At 70.1% G+C, this 16,632-nt stretch carries 13 protein-coding genes; 9 read left to right on the top strand and 4 right to left on the bottom strand.

The genetic code is table 11. The annotated features are described in order from the left end of the window. Window positions 1–195 precede the first annotated feature (195 nt). The 6 genes from AB0J90_RS13365 to AB0J90_RS13340 all read left to right on the top strand — a co-directional run bounded on the left by AB0J90_RS13365 (window position 196) and on the right by AB0J90_RS13340 (window position 8,750). Window positions 196–1,179: an ABC transporter permease subunit gene (locus AB0J90_RS13365; RefSeq protein ID WP_363595436.1), complete on the top strand. Its 984-nt coding sequence runs from the start codon at window positions 196–198 to the stop codon at window positions 1,177–1,179. Further along, a complete protein-coding gene (locus AB0J90_RS13360; RefSeq protein WP_363595434.1) occupies window positions 1,176–2,099 on the top strand; it encodes a carbohydrate ABC transporter permease in 924 nt (307 codons plus the stop codon). The genes AB0J90_RS13365 and AB0J90_RS13360 overlap by 4 nt, the downstream gene beginning before the upstream one ends. Window positions 2,100–2,174: 75 nt before the next feature. Next, window positions 2,175–3,809, top strand: a complete 1,635-nt coding sequence (locus tag AB0J90_RS13355) for an extracellular solute-binding protein (protein ID WP_363595432.1) — start codon at window positions 2,175–2,177, stop codon at window positions 3,807–3,809. Between the two features lie 59 nt (window positions 3,810–3,868). Continuing rightward, a complete protein-coding gene (locus tag AB0J90_RS13350) occupies window positions 3,869–4,558 on the top strand; it encodes a DUF624 domain-containing protein (RefSeq protein WP_363595430.1) in 690 nt (229 codons plus the stop codon). Continuing rightward, window positions 4,555–6,588: a beta-galactosidase gene (locus AB0J90_RS13345; protein ID WP_363595428.1), complete on the top strand. Its 2,034-nt coding sequence runs from the start codon at window positions 4,555–4,557 to the stop codon at window positions 6,586–6,588. The genes AB0J90_RS13350 and AB0J90_RS13345 overlap by 4 nt, the downstream gene beginning before the upstream one ends. A 5-nt stretch (window positions 6,589–6,593) precedes the next feature. Further along, window positions 6,594–8,750: an alpha-glucuronidase gene (locus tag AB0J90_RS13340; protein ID WP_363595681.1), complete on the top strand. Its 2,157-nt coding sequence runs from the start codon at window positions 6,594–6,596 to the stop codon at window positions 8,748–8,750. Window positions 8,751–8,811: 61 nt separating this feature from the next. Here the strand turns inward: AB0J90_RS13340 and AB0J90_RS13335 are convergent, their stop codons facing one another. The 3 genes from AB0J90_RS13335 to AB0J90_RS13325 are packed head-to-tail and all read right to left on the bottom strand — an operon-like array spanning window position 8,812 to window position 13,333. After that, a complete protein-coding gene (locus tag AB0J90_RS13335; RefSeq protein ID WP_363595426.1) occupies window positions 8,812–9,795 on the bottom strand; it encodes an NAD-dependent epimerase/dehydratase family protein in 984 nt (327 codons plus the stop codon). Then, window positions 9,792–12,365: an alpha/beta fold hydrolase gene (locus tag AB0J90_RS13330; protein ID WP_363595424.1), complete on the bottom strand. Its 2,574-nt coding sequence runs from the start codon at window positions 12,363–12,365 to the stop codon at window positions 9,792–9,794. Before AB0J90_RS13330 ends, AB0J90_RS13335 begins: the two co-directional genes overlap by 4 nt. Then, window positions 12,362–13,333 carry a 3-oxoacyl-ACP synthase III gene (locus AB0J90_RS13325; protein ID WP_363595422.1) on the bottom strand — a complete coding sequence of 324 codons (972 nt, stop codon included), beginning with the start codon at window positions 13,331–13,333 and terminating at the stop codon, window positions 12,362–12,364. Before AB0J90_RS13325 ends, AB0J90_RS13330 begins: the two co-directional genes overlap by 4 nt. A 468-nt stretch (window positions 13,334–13,801) precedes the next feature. Here AB0J90_RS13325 and AB0J90_RS13320 point away from each other — a divergent pair, with 468 nt between their 5' ends. After that, entirely contained in the window at window positions 13,802–14,512 is a 711-nt protein-coding gene (locus AB0J90_RS13320) for a hypothetical protein (RefSeq protein ID WP_363595420.1), read from the top strand. 43 nt (window positions 14,513–14,555) lie between these two features. On the opposite strand, the gene AB0J90_RS13315 is transcribed toward AB0J90_RS13320, so the two are convergent. Then, window positions 14,556–15,026, bottom strand: a complete 471-nt coding sequence (locus tag AB0J90_RS13315) for a hypothetical protein (RefSeq protein WP_363595418.1) — start codon at window positions 15,024–15,026, stop codon at window positions 14,556–14,558. Window positions 15,027–15,135: 109 nt separating this feature from the next. On the opposite strand from AB0J90_RS13315, the gene AB0J90_RS13310 reads away from it, so the two are divergent. Beyond that, window positions 15,136–15,369 (top strand): hypothetical protein, encoded by a 234-nt coding sequence (locus AB0J90_RS13310; protein WP_363595416.1) that lies wholly within the window; start codon window positions 15,136–15,138, stop codon window positions 15,367–15,369. 98 nt (window positions 15,370–15,467) lie between these two features. Next, window positions 15,468–16,601 (top strand): AI-2E family transporter, encoded by a 1,134-nt coding sequence (locus AB0J90_RS13305; RefSeq protein WP_363595414.1) that lies wholly within the window; start codon window positions 15,468–15,470, stop codon window positions 16,599–16,601. Window positions 16,602–16,632: the final 31 nt, after the last annotated feature.

Here is a 16,632-nt window from a genome sequence, read left to right as displayed (position 1 = left end):
GGTTCGTGGCAACCGCGCGACCACAGTGGACGGCAATTTGGGCCCCTTGACACACCTTGGCGGTGCCTTTAGGTTGCCGAAAAAGGTTACCGAGTTTACCGAAACTTCCGGAGCGCATATCGATCGCCCGACCCGTCCCGGTCGGGCGCGAGGACAGGGTCGGAGCTGAGGGGTCGCATGAGAAGTCAGTTACCCGTGGACACCCCTCGACCGCAGACGCGTACCCGAAACGCCCCCGCGCCGACCACCACCCGCGCGGCACCCCCGCGTCGTCACCGCCGTACCTGGCGGCGGGCCCTGCGCCGGGACTGGCAGCTCTACTCCCTGGCGCTGCTGCCGCTGCTGTTCTTCCTGGTCTTCCGCTACCTGCCGATGGTCGGCAACGTGATCGCGTTCCGCCGGTTCCAGCCCGGCGGCAACCTGTTCGGCGAGTACTGGGTGGGCCTGCGGTATTTCCGGATGTTCCTCAACGACCCGACGTTCTGGGAGGTCTTCACCAACACCCTGGTGCTGGGGACGCTGACCCTGCTGTTCTGCTTCCCGCTGCCGATCGTGCTGGCGTTGCTGCTCAACGAGGTCCGCACCCGCAGGCTCAAGCGCTTCGTCCAGTCCGTGTCCTACCTGCCGCACTTCCTGTCGATCGTGATCGTGGCGGCCATGGTGATGCAGCTGCTCGCGATGGACGGGACGGTGAACCAACTCGTCCGCGCGGTCGGCGGTGACGCCGTGCCGTTCCTGCAGCAGCCGGGGTGGTTCCGGACCATCTACGTCTCGTCCGAGGTCTGGCAGACCGTCGGCTGGGGAACGATCCTCTACCTCGCCGCGCTCACCACCATCGACGACAACCTGTACGAGGCGGCCCGGATCGACGGGGCCAACCGGTGGCGGCAGACCTGGCATGTCACGTTGCCCGGCATCCGGCCGACGATGGTGACCCTCCTGATCCTCAACATCGGCACGTTCATGGCGGTCGGTTTCGAGAAGGTCCTGTTGCTCTACAACCCGCTGACGTATCCGACCGCGGACGTGATCTCCACGTACCTGTACCGGATGGGCTTCGAGTCCAGCAACTTCAGCTACGCCGCCGCGATCGGGCTGTTCGAGGCCGTGATCGGACTGATCCTGGTCCTGTCGGCGAACACGATCTCGCGTCGCACGGTCGGGACGAGCCTGTGGTGACCATCGGGACCGGCGCAGCCGCGCCAAAGGCCGACCGGCGACGGGGCGTACGGCCGACCCGGGGTTACCGGGTGTTCCAGGCCGTGAACGCGGTGATCCTGACCGGCGTCGTGATCGTGACGCTGTACCCCTTCGTCAACATCGTCGCCCGTTCGCTCAGCGACGAGGCGTACCTCATCGCCGGGAAGGTCAACCTCGTTCCGCGCGGGTTCGACCTGACCGCGTACAAGCTCGTGATGTCCGACTCGATGTTCTGGACGAACTACCGCAACACCCTCGTCTACACCGTCGTCGGCACGCTCATCGCCGTCGTGCTGACCACCTGCTACGCGTACGTGCTGTCGAAACCCCAGCTCAAGGGGCGCGGGGCACTGGTCGGCATCGCGGTGTTCACCATGTTCTTCTCCGGCGGCCTGATTCCCAACTACGTACTGATCACCAGCCTGGGCATGAAGAACACCCTCTGGGCCGTTGTCGTGCCCAATGCCATCAACGTGTTCAACCTGCTGGTCATGAAGGCGTTCTTCGAGAGCCTGCCGGTGGAACTCGAGGAGGCGGCCGCCGTCGACGGGCTCAACACGTACGGCACGCTGCTGCGGATCGTACTGCCGCTGTCGAAGGCCATCATCGCCACGATGGTGCTGTTCTACGCGGTGTCCTTCTGGAACTCGTGGTTCAGCGCGTTCCTCTACATGGACCGGCTGGACCTCTTCCCGGTGACGGTCTACCTGCGCAACCTCATCTCGGGAGCCACCGGCGCGCAGTCCGCCGGTGGCGTGGCCGACGGGGACGCGGTCCAGGCCGCGGCCACCCTCCAGGCCGTGACCATCGTGCTCACCACCCTGCCGATCCTGGCGGTCTACCCGTTCATCCAGCGGTTCTTCGTGTCCGGCGTGATGCTCGGCGCGGTCAAGGGGTAGCCCGCCCGACCTGCAACCGTCCCACCCCGCACCGCCCCATCCACCCACACCACCACCGCCCCGAAAGGACGGGCCATGCTCGACAGAACGTGGCGCCGCGTAGCGATAGCCGCTGCCGGTCTGCTCACCCTCAGCCTCGTCGCGTGCTCCGAGGAATCCCCGCAGACGACGGACCTCTCCGCCAACCGGGCCGGTGCCATGGCCGACTACGGCGTCGGGGACCAGTTCAAGGCCACCGAGCCGCTTTCCTTTTCCACCCTCTACAACAACCACTCGTTCTACCCGTTGAAGAACGACTGGCTGTTCTGGTCGGAACTCACCAAACGCACCAACGTGAAGATCGACCCGGTGGCGGTGCCGCTGAGCGACTACGAGCAGAAGCGCAGTCTGCTGATCGGCGCCGGCGACGCACCGCTGATCATCCCGAAGACCTACCACCCGCAGGAGAACGCCTTCGTCTCCTCCGGGGCGATCCTTCCGGTGAGCGACTACATCGACCTGATGCCGAACCTCAAGGACAAGATCGCCAGGTGGAAGCTCGAGCCCGAGATCGACACGCTGCGACAGTCGGACGGCAAGTACTACCTGCTGCCCGGGGTGCACGAGAAGCCGATGCACGACTACTCGCTCGCCGTACGGGTCGACATCCTCGACCAGCTCGGCCTCCAGATCCCGAAGACCTGGGACGAGCTGTACACCGTGCTGAAGGCGATGAAGGCCAGGTACCCGGACACCTACCCGTTCTCCGAGCGGTGGGGCAAGCCCACCCCCGGCGGCAGCCTGCTGAACATCATCGGCGTCTCCTACGGCACCCAGGCCGGCTGGAACTACCAGCACGCCACCTGGGATCCGAACGCCAAGAAGTTCGTCTACACCGGTGCCACCGAGCAGTACAAGCAGATGCTGCAGTACGTCAACAAGCTCGTGGCCGAGGGGCTGCTCGATCCGGAGAGCTTCACCCAGACCGATGACCAGGCGCGCCAGAAACTGGCCAACGGCAAGTCGTTCGTCATCGGCGCCAACGCGCAGACCCTGGTCAACGAGAACCGGCCGGACCTGGTGAAGACCCAGCCGAACGCGAAGCTGATCAAGATCCCGCTGTTGGTGGGCCCGGCCGGGGAGATCAACCCCACCTCGCGCCTGGAGAACGGCATCATGATCTCCACGAAGGCCAAGGAGAGCAAGAACTTCGTGGCCATGATGCAGTTCATCGACTGGTTGTGGTACTCCGACGCGGGCCAGGAGTTCGCCAAGTGGGGTGTCGAGGGGACGACGTACACCAAGGACGCCTCCGGTAAGCGCACTCTCACCGCCGACGTGAACGTCCTCGGGCTCAACCCGAACGGGAGCAAGCACCTGCAGAAGGAGTTCGGCTTCTACAACGGCGTGTTCACCTACGGTGGCAACCCCGAACTGGTCCAGTCCTTCTTCTCCCCGGAGGAGCAGGAGTTCCAGAAGGTGATGAACGCGCGCAAGCCGTTGGCGGTGCCGCCGCCGTACCCGTTCACCGACGCCGAGCGCGAGCAGGTGTCGCTGTGGGAGACGCCGCTGAAGGACTTCGTCACCCAGAACGGGTTGCGTTTCATCCTCGGGCAGCGGCCCTTCACCGAGTGGGACGCCTACGTGGGCGAGCTGAAGGCGAAGAACTCGGAGCAGTACATCACGCAGGTCAACAAGGCGTACGAGCGCTACCAGAAGGAAAACGGCTGACCGCGCGGTCCGGTCGGGTCCATCGGCGGGCCCGGCCGGACCGACAGGAAGGAGCACACGTGAGCGACACCGCCCGGGCCGGGCGACAGGTCGGGGACGGGCCCCTGTCCCGGGCCGCCGCGTTCGTCTACACCCTGCTGGCCGTCGAGCTGCTGCTCCTGCTCACCACCCTGCCGGGCCTGGCCGCGCTCGTCCTGCTCGACCGTGACGCCAGCAACCTCCCGCTGGTGGCGGCCTGCCTGCTCCCGGTCGGCCCGGCGATCTCCGCCGCCCTGTACGCGCTGCGTCACCAACGCCCCGACCTGACCGACCTACGGCCCGCCGCCATGTTCTGGCGGGCATACCGGAACAACCTCGCCGGTGTGCTCCGGGTCTGGGTGCCGACGGTGCTCTGGCTGACCATCATCGCGATGAACCTCGCGAACCTCACCGCGGCCGCCGTCCCGGCGTGGTGGGCGGTGCTGCTGGTCCTCGTCGGGGCCGGGGTGGCCCTCTGCGGGGCCAATGCCCTGCTGGTCGCCTCCCTGTTCAGCTTCCGCACCCGCGACGTGGTCCGGCTGGCCCTGTACTTCCTCGTGCACACCCCGAGCGTCACGTTCGGCAACGCCGTCCTGATCGCGGCGGCGGCAGGGCTCACCGCGGTTTTCTCGGAGGCGGTGCTCGCGCTGCTGGGCGCGGCTTTCGTACTGGTATTCCTGCGGATCGGTGAACCGATGATCCGCGGGATCCGGAAGGAGTTCACCGAATGACCCTGCCCATCACCTCGAAGGTCGCATTCGGTGGGGACTACAACCCCGAGCAGTGGCCCGAGGACGTGTGGAAGGAGGACTACCGGCTCTTCGACGCCGCCCGGATCGACACCGTGACGCTGGGGGTTTTCGACTGGGCGCTCGTCCAACCCGCCGAGGACGTCTACGAGTTCTCGCTGCTGGACCGGATCGTCGAGCGGGCCGGGGCACAGGGACGCCGGATCTGCCTGGCCACCGGGACCGCCGCACACCCGGCCTGGCTGGCGCGGGCGTACCCGGAGGTGACCCGGACCGACTTCGAGGGCCGCCGGCACCGGTACGGGCAGCGGCACAACTCCTGCCCCAGTTCCCCGGTGTTCCGCCGGTTCTCCGCGGAGCTTGCCCGCCGGGTCGCCCGGCGGTACTGCGCGCACCCGGCGGTCGTCGCCTGGCACGTCGGCAACGAGTACGGTGGCGCCTGTTACTGCGATCGGTGCGCCGCCGGTTTCCGCGGCTGGCTGCGACGTCGGTACGGCGACCTCGACGGCCTCAATGCCGCCTGGTACACGACGTTCTGGTCACACACCTTCACGGACTGGGACGAGATCGAGCCACCGTCGGCGTTGACCGAGCACTGGCGCGGCCCCGACCACACCGCCTTCCAGGGCATCACCCTGGACTACCAGCGGTTCATCTCGGACGCCATGCTCGGCAACTTCCTCGACGAGCGGGCAGCCATCCGCGAGTCCAGCCCCGACGTGCCGGTCACCACGAACTTCATGGGCATGTACCGGCCCCTCGACTACCACCGCTGGGCACCGCACCTGGACTTCGCCTCCTGGGACAACTACCCACCGGACGACCGTTCGGCGGCCCGGATGGCCCTCACCCACGACCTGATGCGCGGACTCAAGGACGGCCAACCGTTCTGGCTGATGGAGCAGACCCCGAGCGTCACCGCGTCCCGGGACGTCAACCCGCTCAAGCGCCCCGGGGTGATGCGACTGTGGAGCTGGCAGGCGGTCGCGCACGGCGCCGATGCCGTGCTCTTCTTCCAACTGCGAGCGTCCCGCGGGGCCTGCGAGAAGTACCACGGGGCGGTGATCGGGCACGCCGGTCGGTCCGACACCCGGGTGTTCCGCGAGGTCGTGGAACTCGGTGCCGAACTGGACCGGCTCGGTTCGGCGGCGCTCGGCGCGAGAACCCCGGCCCGGGTCGCGCTGCTGTTCGACTGGGATAGCTGGTGGGCCCTGGAGATCTCCGACGGTCCGTCCCGGCTGGTCCGCTACCAACAGGTCGTGCAGGCGTACCACCGGGCGCTGTGGGACGCGGGCGTCGACCTGGACGTGCTCGCGGTGACGGCTGACCTGTCCCGCTACGACGTCGTCGTGGCGCCGGCCCTGCACATGCTCAAGGGGGACCTGCCGCAACGGCTGGAGGCGGTGGCCGCGCGCGGAGGCTCGGTGCTGACCACGTACCTGTCGGGACGGGTGGACGAGCACGACAACGCCTTCCTGATGGACGTACCCGGTCCGCTGGGCCCCCTGATGGGCGTACGTGTCGACGAGTGGGACGCCCGGGGGCCGGAGGTGGTCAATTCGGTACGGCTCGACGCCGGTGACGGCCCGCTCGACGTCGAGTCGAGACTGCTGTTCGAACTGGTGATCCCGCAGGGGGCAGAGGTGGTCGGCAGGTACCGGGCCGACTTCTACGCCGGCACCCCGGCGGTGACCCGCAACTCCTTCGGCGCCGGCCACGGCTGGTACGTCGCCGCCGGCCTGGACCAGGCGGGGGTCTCCTGGGTGGTCCGGCAGGCGCTGGTACGGCACGACCTGCTCGGACCGTACCCGGACGTGCCGGACCTGGAGTCGGCTGTGCGGGTCACCGCGGACGGGACGCGGCTGCTGTTCCTGCTCAATCACCGCGACGAGCCGGTCGAGCTGACCGCCCGTACCGGTGGTGTCGATCTGCTGACCGGTGATCGGGTCGAGGCTGGACGCCCGCTCCGGCTACCACCGGTGGGGGTTGTCGTGCTGCGAGAGGACCGGTGATCAGCATGCGGCCCGCCGTGCACGCCGCCTGGCTGCCACCGGAGGCGTTCGGTGCGCTCGGCTCGCGCCGCGTCCTGGTGCACGGTGCGGGGCCGATCGTCGACACGGTGTTCGACGAGGTCGCGACCGCGTGCGCCGGGCACGGCGGCAGGGCGTGGCGCTCGGGCAGCAACCCACCTACGTCCGGCAACCCACCTACGTCCGGCAACCCAGCTACGTCCGGCAACCCGCCCACGTCCGGTGACGCGTCGAGTGTCGGCGACGCACCGGCCGGCGATGCCGTCGACCTGGTGCTCGCGCTGGGTGGCTCCGGGCCGCCGCCGGGACCGGCGGCAAAGGCTGTGGCGGCGGCGGGGGAGATCCAGTCCGCCGCGCTCGGTGACGAGGGTTTCCTACTGGCTCGCGCCGCGGGGGTGACGGTGGTGCTCGCCGACGCACCGGCCGGTCTGCTGTACGGGCTGTTCCACGTGGTCCGGCTCGGTACGGCGGCCTTCGACGCCGTCCTCGCGCCGCAACGGCACCGGCCCGCGATGCGCCTGCGCATGCTCGACCACTGGGACAACGTGGCTGTGCACCCGGTGATGGGGCAGGTCGAGCGGGGGTACGCGGGCGGCTCGATCTTCTGGCACGACGGCGAAGCCCGCCGTGACCGGACCCGGATCCGGGAGTACGCGCGGCTGCTCGCCGCCTGCGGGGTCAACGCCGTCTCGGTGAACAACGTCAACGTCCACGCCACCGAGGCGAAACTGCTCACCGAGCGGCTCGGCGACGTGGCCGCGATCGCCGACGTCCTGCGCCCGTACGGCATCCGGGTGCACCTGTCGGTCACCTTCGCCGCCCCGGTGGTCCTCGGCGGCCTGCCGACCGCCGACCCGTCCCACGAGCGGGTACGGGACTGGTGGGCCACCACCACCGAGAAGGTGTACGAGCGCATCCCCGACTTCGGTGGTTACGTGGTGAAGGCCGACTCCGAGGGGCAACCCGGCCCGTTCACGTACGGTCGCGATCACGCCGAGGGTGCGAACCTGCTAGCGGAGGCGCTCGCCCCGTACGGGGCGGTGGTGCACTGGCGCGCGTTCGTCTACAACCACCGCCAGGACTGGCGGGACCGGGCGACCGACCGGGCCCGAGCCGCGTACGACCACTTCGCCCCGCTCGACGGACGGTTCCGGGAAAACGTGATCCTCCAGGTGAAGTTCGGGCCGGTGGACTTCCAGGTGCGCGAGCCGGTCTCGCCGGTGATCGCGGCGATGCCGGCGACCCGGCTGGCCGTGGAGTTGCAGGTGACGCAGGAGTACACCGGCCAGCAGCGACACGTCTGTTACCTCGGTCCCTGGTGGAGCGAGGTGTTGCGGTTCACGCCGGGGGAGCCGTGCGGGCCGGCGGTCGCCGACATCGCCGCGGGCGGGTCGGGAGCGGGAGGCGGGCTGGTCGCGGTCTCGAACGCGGGCGACGACCTGTTCTGGACCGGACATCCCCTGGCGCAGGCCAACCTGTACGCCTTCGGCCGGCTCGCCTGGGATCCCCGGCTGGACCCGCTGGCCGTCCTCGACGAGTGGATCGAGCTGACCTTCCCACCGTCCACGACGACCGACCCGGAGCTGGTACGGCGCACGCTGCACGCGGTGATGGACGATTCGTGGCGCACCTACGAGCGGTACAGCGCGCCGCTCGGGGTCGGCTTCATGGTGCGGCCCGGGCACCACTACGGCCCCGACGTGGACGGATACGAGTACACGCCGTGGGGGACGTACCACTTCGCCGACCGGGACGGCGTCGGCGTGGACCGTACCCGCGCGACGGGGACCGGTTTCACCGGCCAGTACCTGCCGCCCTGGAACACGGTGTACGAGTCGCGCGAGCGGTGCCCCGACGAGCTGCTGCTCTTCTTCCACCATGTGCCCTACGGTCACGTCCTGCACAGCGGATCGACCGTCGTCCAGCACATCTACGACACCCACTTCGCCGGCGTCGAGCAGGTGGAGGTGATGCGGCAGCGGTGGCGGTTGCTCGACGGGGTGATCGACCCGGCCGTGCACGACCGGGTCACCGAGCGACTCGACGAGCAGCTGCGCAGCGCCACGGAATGGCGCGACCAGCTCAACACCTACTTCTTCCGGAAATCGGGTGTGCCGGACGCGCGGGGTCGCCGGATCCACTGATCCGCGGCCGGTCCACGGCCCATCGGGGTGCGCGTGGTCCGATTCCGATCCGTTGCCGGAGCTACCGGGGGTCTCGCTGGTAAGCGGCGGCCAGTCGGGCGAATCCCTCCTCCAGGGTGACCCGTGGCGCCCAACGAAGTGCCGCTCGGGTGTGGCGTTGGTCGAACCAGTGCGCGGTGGACAGTTGCTCGGCCAGGAACCGGGTCATCGGCGGTTCCTCGGTCCGCCGCAGCGCGGACCAGACCCGCTCCACCGCGCCGCCGCCGATCTTCGCCGCGGCCACCGGAACCCGAAGCCGCGGCGGTGTCACCCCGGCGGCGACGCAGATCCGCTCGACCAGCTCGGCGACCGTCCGCGGCTCGCCGTTGGTCACCACGAAAGCCCGCCCGTGTACGGCCGCGTCGCCGGCCCGGTCGAGCGCGGCGACCATCGCCTCGGCGGCGTTGCTCACGTACGTCGTGTCGATCAGGGCGGTACCCCGACCGACCATGGCCAGCCGGCCCGACCGGGCCCGCTCGACGATCCGGGCCACCAACTGGGTGTCACCCGGTCCCCAGACCAGATGCGGACGGACCGCCACGACGGCGAAGTCGGGCGAGTCGGCGGCCAGGGCGAGCAACTCGGCCGAGGCTTTGCTGCGCGCGTAGTCGCCCCTGGCCCGGTCCGGGTCGGCCCGGTCGGCACCGACACCGACGAGGTCGGTGCCGTGGTGGGCGACCGACGGCGAGGAGACCTGCACGAACCGCGTCACACCGGCGGCCCGGGCGGCGTCGAGCAGCGCCGCGGTGGCGTCGATGTTGATCTGCTGGAACAGGGGCCACGAGCCGGTCATCGACACCTTCGCGGCCAGGTGCACCACCGCGTCCACGCCGTCGACGGCCTCGCGTACGGCGGCCGGATCGGTGATGTCGCCGCGCCGCTCGTCCACCCCGGCCAGTCCGCTGGGCCGGCGCTGCAGCACGCGGACCCGGTCGCCGCGCAGCGCCAGCGCGGTGGCGACAGCACCGCCGAGCATGCCGCTGGCACCGGTGACGAGGACTCTCACAGTCCGCCGAACCTCCCGCCGGCGAGTACCCGTTCCGCCCATCGACGCAGCCGGGAACGGTCGATCTTCGAGTTGTGCCGGATGTCCGTGGGCAGGGCCGGGACGACCAGTACGGCCGCGACCGGTGGTGCCGCCACCGCCCGTACCGCGTCGGTCAGTTCCCGGCTCGCCAGCCTGGCCCGGCGCACCGGGGGCAGGGTCTCGGCGATGACCACGACCTGCGCCGCGCCGCGCGGACCGACGCCGACCACGGCGGCCCGCGCGATCTGCGGCAACGACTCCACCTGTTGCTCGATCCCGACCGGAGTGAGCACACCGTCCGATGTGATCAACACATGGGTCAGCCGGCCCTGCACCCACAGCCGACCGTCCTGGTCCAGGTAGCCGACGTCCCCGGTACGGTGCCAGCCCGGGTTGCGCGAGCTGATTCGCTCGGTGAGCCACAGGGCGTCGTACCGGTCCTTGGTGTGCGCGGCCCGGACCATGATCTCGCCGGTGTGCCCGGGAGCGTCGCCCGGCTGCTCGGCGGGTGTGCCGGTCGGGTCCAGGGCGGCGATCGCCACCTGCACACCGGGCAGCGGCCGGCCGACGCAGACGCCGTCACCCGGCCCGGCGTCGACGATCTGGTCGAGGGTGATGTCCGTGACCGGGAGGACCTCTGTCATCCCGTACGGGGTGTGCGGCTGCGCCTTGGGCATCAGCGCCTGCGCCTGCGCGAGCAGTACGGCGGGTACCGGTGCGCCCGCACTGAGCAGCAGCGTGACCCCCTCCAACGCGGCGCGTTGCCGGGCGTCCAATCCGTTGCCGGTGTCGACCACGTTGCGTAGCGCCGCCGGTGAGGCGAACACCGCCGAGGCGTCGACCGCGGCCGTCGCCTCGGCGAGCGCGGTGGCGGTCAACGTCCTGGGCGCGGTCACCCGCATGTCCGGGATCGCCGAGGCGGCGCCGAGAGCCGGCCCGAACAGCGCGAACGGCGCGAACGCAGCCACGATCCCGGATTCGGCGCCCAGGCCGAGTTCGGACAGCGCGTCGCGCATCGCGGCGAGCTGACGGTGGGTGTAGACCGCGCCCTTCGCCGGCCCGGTGGAGCCGGAGGTGAACAACACCGCCGCGTCGTCGTCCGGTTCGGGCGCGGCGGGCAGCTTCCGGTCACCGGCACCGAGGCGGGCGAGCCGGCCCAGGGTCAGGGCGCCGAGCGCAGCGGCCCCGGGTCCGGCCCCGAACCGGCGTCCGGGCCAGCGCAGAGCCCGGGCGACGGCCAGTCCCTGACCGACGGCGATGAGGTGTGCGGGGGCGGCCCCACGCAGTGCCCGGTTCATGCCGGCCAGTCCCAGCCCGGGATCGGCTACCACGATCACCGCGCCGATGCGCAGGCACGCGTAGACGGCGGCGGTCAGGTCGGCGCCGGGCGGGACGAGCAGCGCCACCCGGTCGCCCCGACGTACTCCGGAGGCGGACAGTCCCGCGGCGATCTCCCGGATCCGTCGCCACAGCAGCGACCAGCTGACCTGCCGACCACCCTGGGCCATCTCGACCAGTGCCACGGACCGGTCGTCGGCGCGCTCGGCCAACGCGGCCCAGAGCGGACGCCACAGCACCACGGGTTCCGGTATCGCGGCCGGGGCGGGGGCCGACCGGTCCAGGTCGGCCACCCACCGGGCGACCGCACCGGCGACGTCGGCGTCCTCGGCGAGCAGGTGACCCGCGCCCTCGAACCGGTGCACCTGTGCGTGCGGCAGGCGGGTACGCAGGTCCCGCAGGTGCGCGGCACCGAAGACCGGGTCCCGCGGCCCCCACAGCAGCAGTGCCGGTACGTCCGCGAGCGTGTCGAGGTGCTGCGCGACCCCCTGCAGCGCCGACCAGCTCGGATGTTCGGGGCCGAGCGGAATGTCCGCGACGAAATCGCCGATCGCCGCGCGCCGCCCGGGCGTCCGGTACGGGGCGAGGTAGCCGTCCCGGACCGCTGTCGACAGCCACGGGTTCGCCAGTGCGAGGGTGGCCTGCAGGAACGTGGGAGTCCGCACGGTGACCGTCGGCAGGATGCCGGGCAGTCCGGCCAGCCGGATCAGCGCGGGTGCCGGTGAGTCGCTCGGCTGGTGCACCGCCGTGTTGGTGAGCACCACCCCGCGGAGTTGGTCGCGGTGACGCAGTGACCAGCCCAACGAGATGGACCCACCCCAGTCGTGGCCGATCGTGACCACCGGTCCGGTCAGGCCCAACGCGTCGGTGACCGTACCGAGGTCGTCGATTCGCTGCGCCAGCCGGCGTACGGTGCCGGTGCGCTCCGAGAAGCCCATGTCCAGGTGGTCGACCGCGACCACCCGCCACCGTGGTGCGTCGGGTCGGCTGAACCGGGCCAACACGTGCCGCCACAGGTACGACCAGGTGGGGTTGCCGTGCACGCACAGCAGCGTGCCGGCGTACCCGGTGCCGTCGGCGTCGGCCGCGGCGGTGTCCAGGACATGCCAGGTGCGCTCCACGCCCTGGCTGTCCACTGCGGTGACGGATCGGGACCAGGCCGGATCCAGGCCCGGCGGTACGGTCGGCGGCAGCCCTTGACGATCGTTCACCACACGATTTCCAGCGCGCAGGTGTTCAGGCCGGAGCCGACGCCCATGCACAGCACCCGGTCGCCGGAGCTGAGTGAGTCGCCGTGGTGCGCCAGGGTCAGCGGCAGCGACGCCGGTCCGACGTTGCCCAGCAGCGGGAACGTCGTCGGGACCCGGCGCGGGTCGAGGCCGAGCCGGTTGACGACTCCGCGCGTGTGGGCGGCCGAGACCTGGTGCATCACGTACAGGTCCATGTTCTGCCAGTCCCACGGTCCGGCGTGTGCCCAGGTCGCCTCGGCCAGGTCCAGACCGGCGTCGAGCAGGCCCTTCGCGTCCGTGCTCATCCGGGTGTTGTCCCCGACGCACAGCTCGTGGTGCTGGGTTGCGGCCCGGCCCACACCGCCGACCAACCGGTGGCCGGCCGGGTGCGTGTCCGCCCGGCCCAGCACCATCGCTGCCGCGCCCGAACCGAGGGTCAACGTGGCGAACTGCTCCCGGACCTCGTCGCGGGTGGCGTCGGGGCGGCGCAGCCGGTCGATGGTCGCCTGCTGGGCCTCGCGGGAACTCTCGCCGGCCACGACCAACGCGTACCGGATCTGCCCGGCGTCGATCATGTTGGCGGCGACCTGGATCCCGTTGACGAAACCGAGGCACGCGTTGGCGATGTCGAAGTTCAACGCCGAGTGCGGCAGTTCCAGCGTGTGATGGATGGCAACCGCGGTCGACGGTTCGAGATGAGCGCGGGACACCGACGTGTTGATCATCAGGCCGACATCACGGGCGTCGACCCCGGCCTCCGACAGTGCTTTCGCTCCGGCCATCGCCGCTCCGTCGGCGAAGCTGAAGCCCTCCGGCCACCAGCGTCGCTCCCGGATGCCGGCGATCCGCTGGAGCATTCCCCGGCGCATCCGCAACCGTTGGAGGGTGTCGCCCAACTCCTCGTCGATTTGTTCAGAGGTGACGATGACCGGCGCCTCCAAGGCCGCCACTGACAGTACCGCTGTGTTCGTGTAGCGATACTCAGCATTGCCGTCGGTCATCCAGCCTCCGTCCGTCGCCCGTACCTCGGGGCTCGAAGTTATCCACTCCGGCCTCCATTCACCAATGATCAATTGGCTAGGCGGTGAACATCACCCCGCATTCCGGGTCGACGCTTAGCTTGCGTCGACTTTGGGTGGTCGTTTGGCGACCATGAGTAGCCGCAATTGGTTTCCTGGATCGGCTTCCATGGCGGGTCCGTGTGCGTACGCCGGGCTGTCGGTGATGGTGCGGGCGCTCGCCGCGGATGGGGTCGAGTTCGACCTATTGAACCAGGTTCCTAGGATGGTTTAGGGAGTGTGGCCCGGACGACAGAAAGCTCGGCCCGAGCCGCCGCCGAAGCAGTGTCCGCAAGAGACCCGGATGGGGGATGCCGGTTAGCATTGCCCGGTTCTTAGCGGCTGCTGAAACGAGGCGACATGCGGTGGTTCCGGTCTTTGCTGGGTGGGAAGAAGGTCCAGCAGGATCCGAGCCGGCAGGAGGCTTTGCTCCAGGAGGTCCGGCGGTTCGGAGCCCGGGCGGAGGTCCGGTTCGCCGACCAGGCCGACGCCGTCGCGCGGTTGCTCGACGGTGACGACGGGTTGTCGGTCGCAGCCCGGATCTTGCACGAGTTCGCCGACGAGGCCCATGCGGAACTCCACGCCCAGGCCGCCGAGCTGTACCGGCGTCGTGGTTATCGGCTCGTGGTCGACCGCCGGAACTATCGACCGCTGTGGCAGGCGGCCGGGCCGGAGTTGCGTTGGCCGCTGTTCGCCCTGCCGGGCGGCTTGCACCCGTACGTGCAGGTGGCGGCGGCTGTCACCGTGGTCGGCGTGCAGGCGCCCCGGCGGGTACGGGTGACCGACCCGTACCCGCTGCTGGCGCACGTGTTCGAGGTGTTCGACCTCACCGCCGCGGGCTGGGAGTACGGCCGGGTCCGGGTGGACGCCGACGGTGCGTCCCTGGCCCACGGGCTGATCTCGACCGCCCAGCAGATCCGTGGGGCCATGGACGACCCACCTCCGCTGCCGCCCCCGGTCCGGGAACTGATGCGACGCAACAACACCATCGACGTCTACCACCCCGCTGGCAACGGGGTGGTCGGCGCGATCAACCTGGGTGCGGAGCTGAGACCGGCCCTACTGGTCTGACCCGGTCGGGGTGGATCTCCCTACCGAGCCGGGGCCGGGCGGGTCAGCGGCGGCGTGCCGCGGTCAACGCGACCACGAACTGGCCGCCACCGGGCTCGATACTCGTTTCGACGGGAAGCGCGGGCGCCAGCCGGGAGAAACGGTCCACCAACCAGTCTGCCGCCCGCTCGGCGTCTGCCCGGTCGGCGCATCGGACCACGATTTCCCTGCCACCCTTGCGATCGAGCCGGTCGGCGACCGTGAGCAGCACCGCCGGCTCCATCAGGATGAGGACCGCCGGCCAGGGAATGACCGGAGTGACCGCACCCTTCTTCGTGTTGCAGGCCCGGTGGGCCAAGCGTTCCCCACCGGCGAAATCCCCGCCGGACTTCTTGGACGACGCTCGCTGACCGGTCGTCCTGCTGTCGACACTGGGACCGCGCGGGTCGTTCACCGACGTGGCCCGGTCGACCGGTTCGTCACAGACCCAGCAGCGCCAGCCGTCGCGGTCTGCAATGTCTTCGAGCTGGCTCATGCCGGGCTGCCGATCGTCGCGGGGATGTGGGCATCGCACACGGTAGTCTGCCGAGCCGTCGGGCGATCACCGGCTGCAGCAGCCGGGCGCCGAGCTGACCGGCGATCCAGTGGGCCCGGCCGCGGCCCTGCCGGTGGTCGAAGCGCTGACCGGCCTCGACCACCACCATGTCTTCCCCGCGGTACGCGCCGACCATGTCTTCCACGCGGTACGCGCCGACCTGCTCCGCGGCGTCGGATGTACCGAGCAGGCGGCGGCGGCCTACCGGCGTGCCGCCGCGCTGACCGACAGCAACGCCGGGCGCCGTTTCCTCGACGCCCGCCGCGCCGCCCTGCACGGCTGACGTCGACCCGATCGCACCGACCGGGTAGGGGACCCGACGCCCGGTACCCGCCTCGGCCGGTAATGCGGGACCGGTGGGTACATCCCTAAGGTGATCCCATGCCTGCCACAGTGAGTGCCACCAAGACCCGAGCTGCACTGCGTACGTCGGCGAGCATCTCGCTGCAGCTGCTGCTGGTCCTGCTGATGACGTGGGTGGCGCTGTGGGTGCTGGGCCGTACCTGGTCGGTGGTCTGGCCGCTGGTGGTCGCCCTGCTCCTGACGACGCTGACCTGGCCGATGGCCCGCTTCCTGCGGCGGCACGGGTGGCGTCCCGCGCTGGCCGCGTCGGCGGTGACCGTGCTTTTCCTGCTGGTCGCCGCGGGGACCGTGGTGTTGATCGCGGTGCCGGTGGCGTCGCAGTCGGGGGACCTGGTCAGCGGTGTCGAGGACGGCATCGCGCAGGTGCGCGAGTGGGCGGCCGGTCCGCCGCTGAACATCGGCGACGACCAGGTCACCCAGGCCTTCGACGCCGCGATCGCCCGCGTCCAGGACAGCGTCGGCAGCATCATCACCGTCACCCTCTCCGGGGTGGGCACGCTGGTCAACGGGGTGGTCACCACCGTCCTGGCGGTTTTCCTGATGTTCTTCTTCCTCAAGGACGGCCCGAGGTTCCTGCCCTGGCTGACCCGGCAGTTGCCCGGCCGGCTCGCCACCGACGTCCCGGTGGTGGCTGAGCGGGGCTGGGACGCACTCGGCGCGTTCGTACGCTCGCAGGCGTTCGTCGGGCTGCTGGACGCGGTCTTCATCGGCCTCGGCCTGTGGATCGTCGGCGTGCCGTTGGTGCTGCCGCTGGCGGTGCTGACCTTCGTGTCGGCGTTCGTGCCGATCGTCGGTGCCCTGTTCGCCGGCTTCGTCGCGGTGCTCATCGCGCTGGTGTCGAACGGCCCGACGGATGCGCTGATCGTGCTGGCCATCATCATCGCGGTCCAGCAGCTCGAGGGGAACGTGTTCCAGCCGATCATCCAGAGTCGCGGCCTTGGCCTGCACGCGGCGGTGGTCCTGCTGGCGGTCACCCTGGGCGGCAGCCTCGCGGGCATCGTGGGCAGCCTGCTCGCCGTCCCGGTAGCCGCGCTGATCTCCGTGGTGTGGAACTACGTACGCGAACAACTCGTCGACACGCCCCCGGAGCCGGAGCCGGAGGCCGGTGAACAGGAACCGGACGCGGTGGTGCCTACGGGGGAGCCGACCTGATCGGCGAGCGGGGCATTGGTGGGTTCGGCCT

The organism is Micromonospora sp. NPDC049523, from assembly GCF_040676775.1.
In the GTDB taxonomy this organism is placed as follows: Bacteria; Actinomycetota; Actinomycetes; order Mycobacteriales; family Micromonosporaceae; genus Micromonospora_G.
Note: the sequence above shows the minus strand (reverse complement) of the source record. Positions and strands in the feature narration are given on the sequence as shown.

Excerpts from the sequence above, each read along its gene's own strand:
- AB0J90_RS13320 (WP_363595420.1), top strand. The coding sequence starts at position 13,802 with ATGCGGTGGTTCCGGTCTTTGCTGGGTGGGAAGAAGGTCCAGCAGGAT.
- AB0J90_RS13340 (WP_363595681.1), top strand. The coding sequence starts at position 6,594 with ATGCGGCCCGCCGTGCACGCCGCCTGGCTGCCACCGGAGGCGTTCGGT.
- AB0J90_RS13305 (WP_363595414.1), top strand. The coding sequence starts at position 15,468 with ATGCCTGCCACAGTGAGTGCCACCAAGACCCGAGCTGCACTGCGTACG.
- AB0J90_RS13315 (WP_363595418.1), bottom strand. The coding sequence starts at position 15,026 with ATGAGCCAGCTCGAAGACATTGCAGACCGCGACGGCTGGCGCTGCTGG.
- AB0J90_RS13355 (WP_363595432.1), top strand. The coding sequence starts at position 2,175 with ATGCTCGACAGAACGTGGCGCCGCGTAGCGATAGCCGCTGCCGGTCTG.
- AB0J90_RS13345 (WP_363595428.1), top strand. The coding sequence starts at position 4,555 with ATGACCCTGCCCATCACCTCGAAGGTCGCATTCGGTGGGGACTACAAC.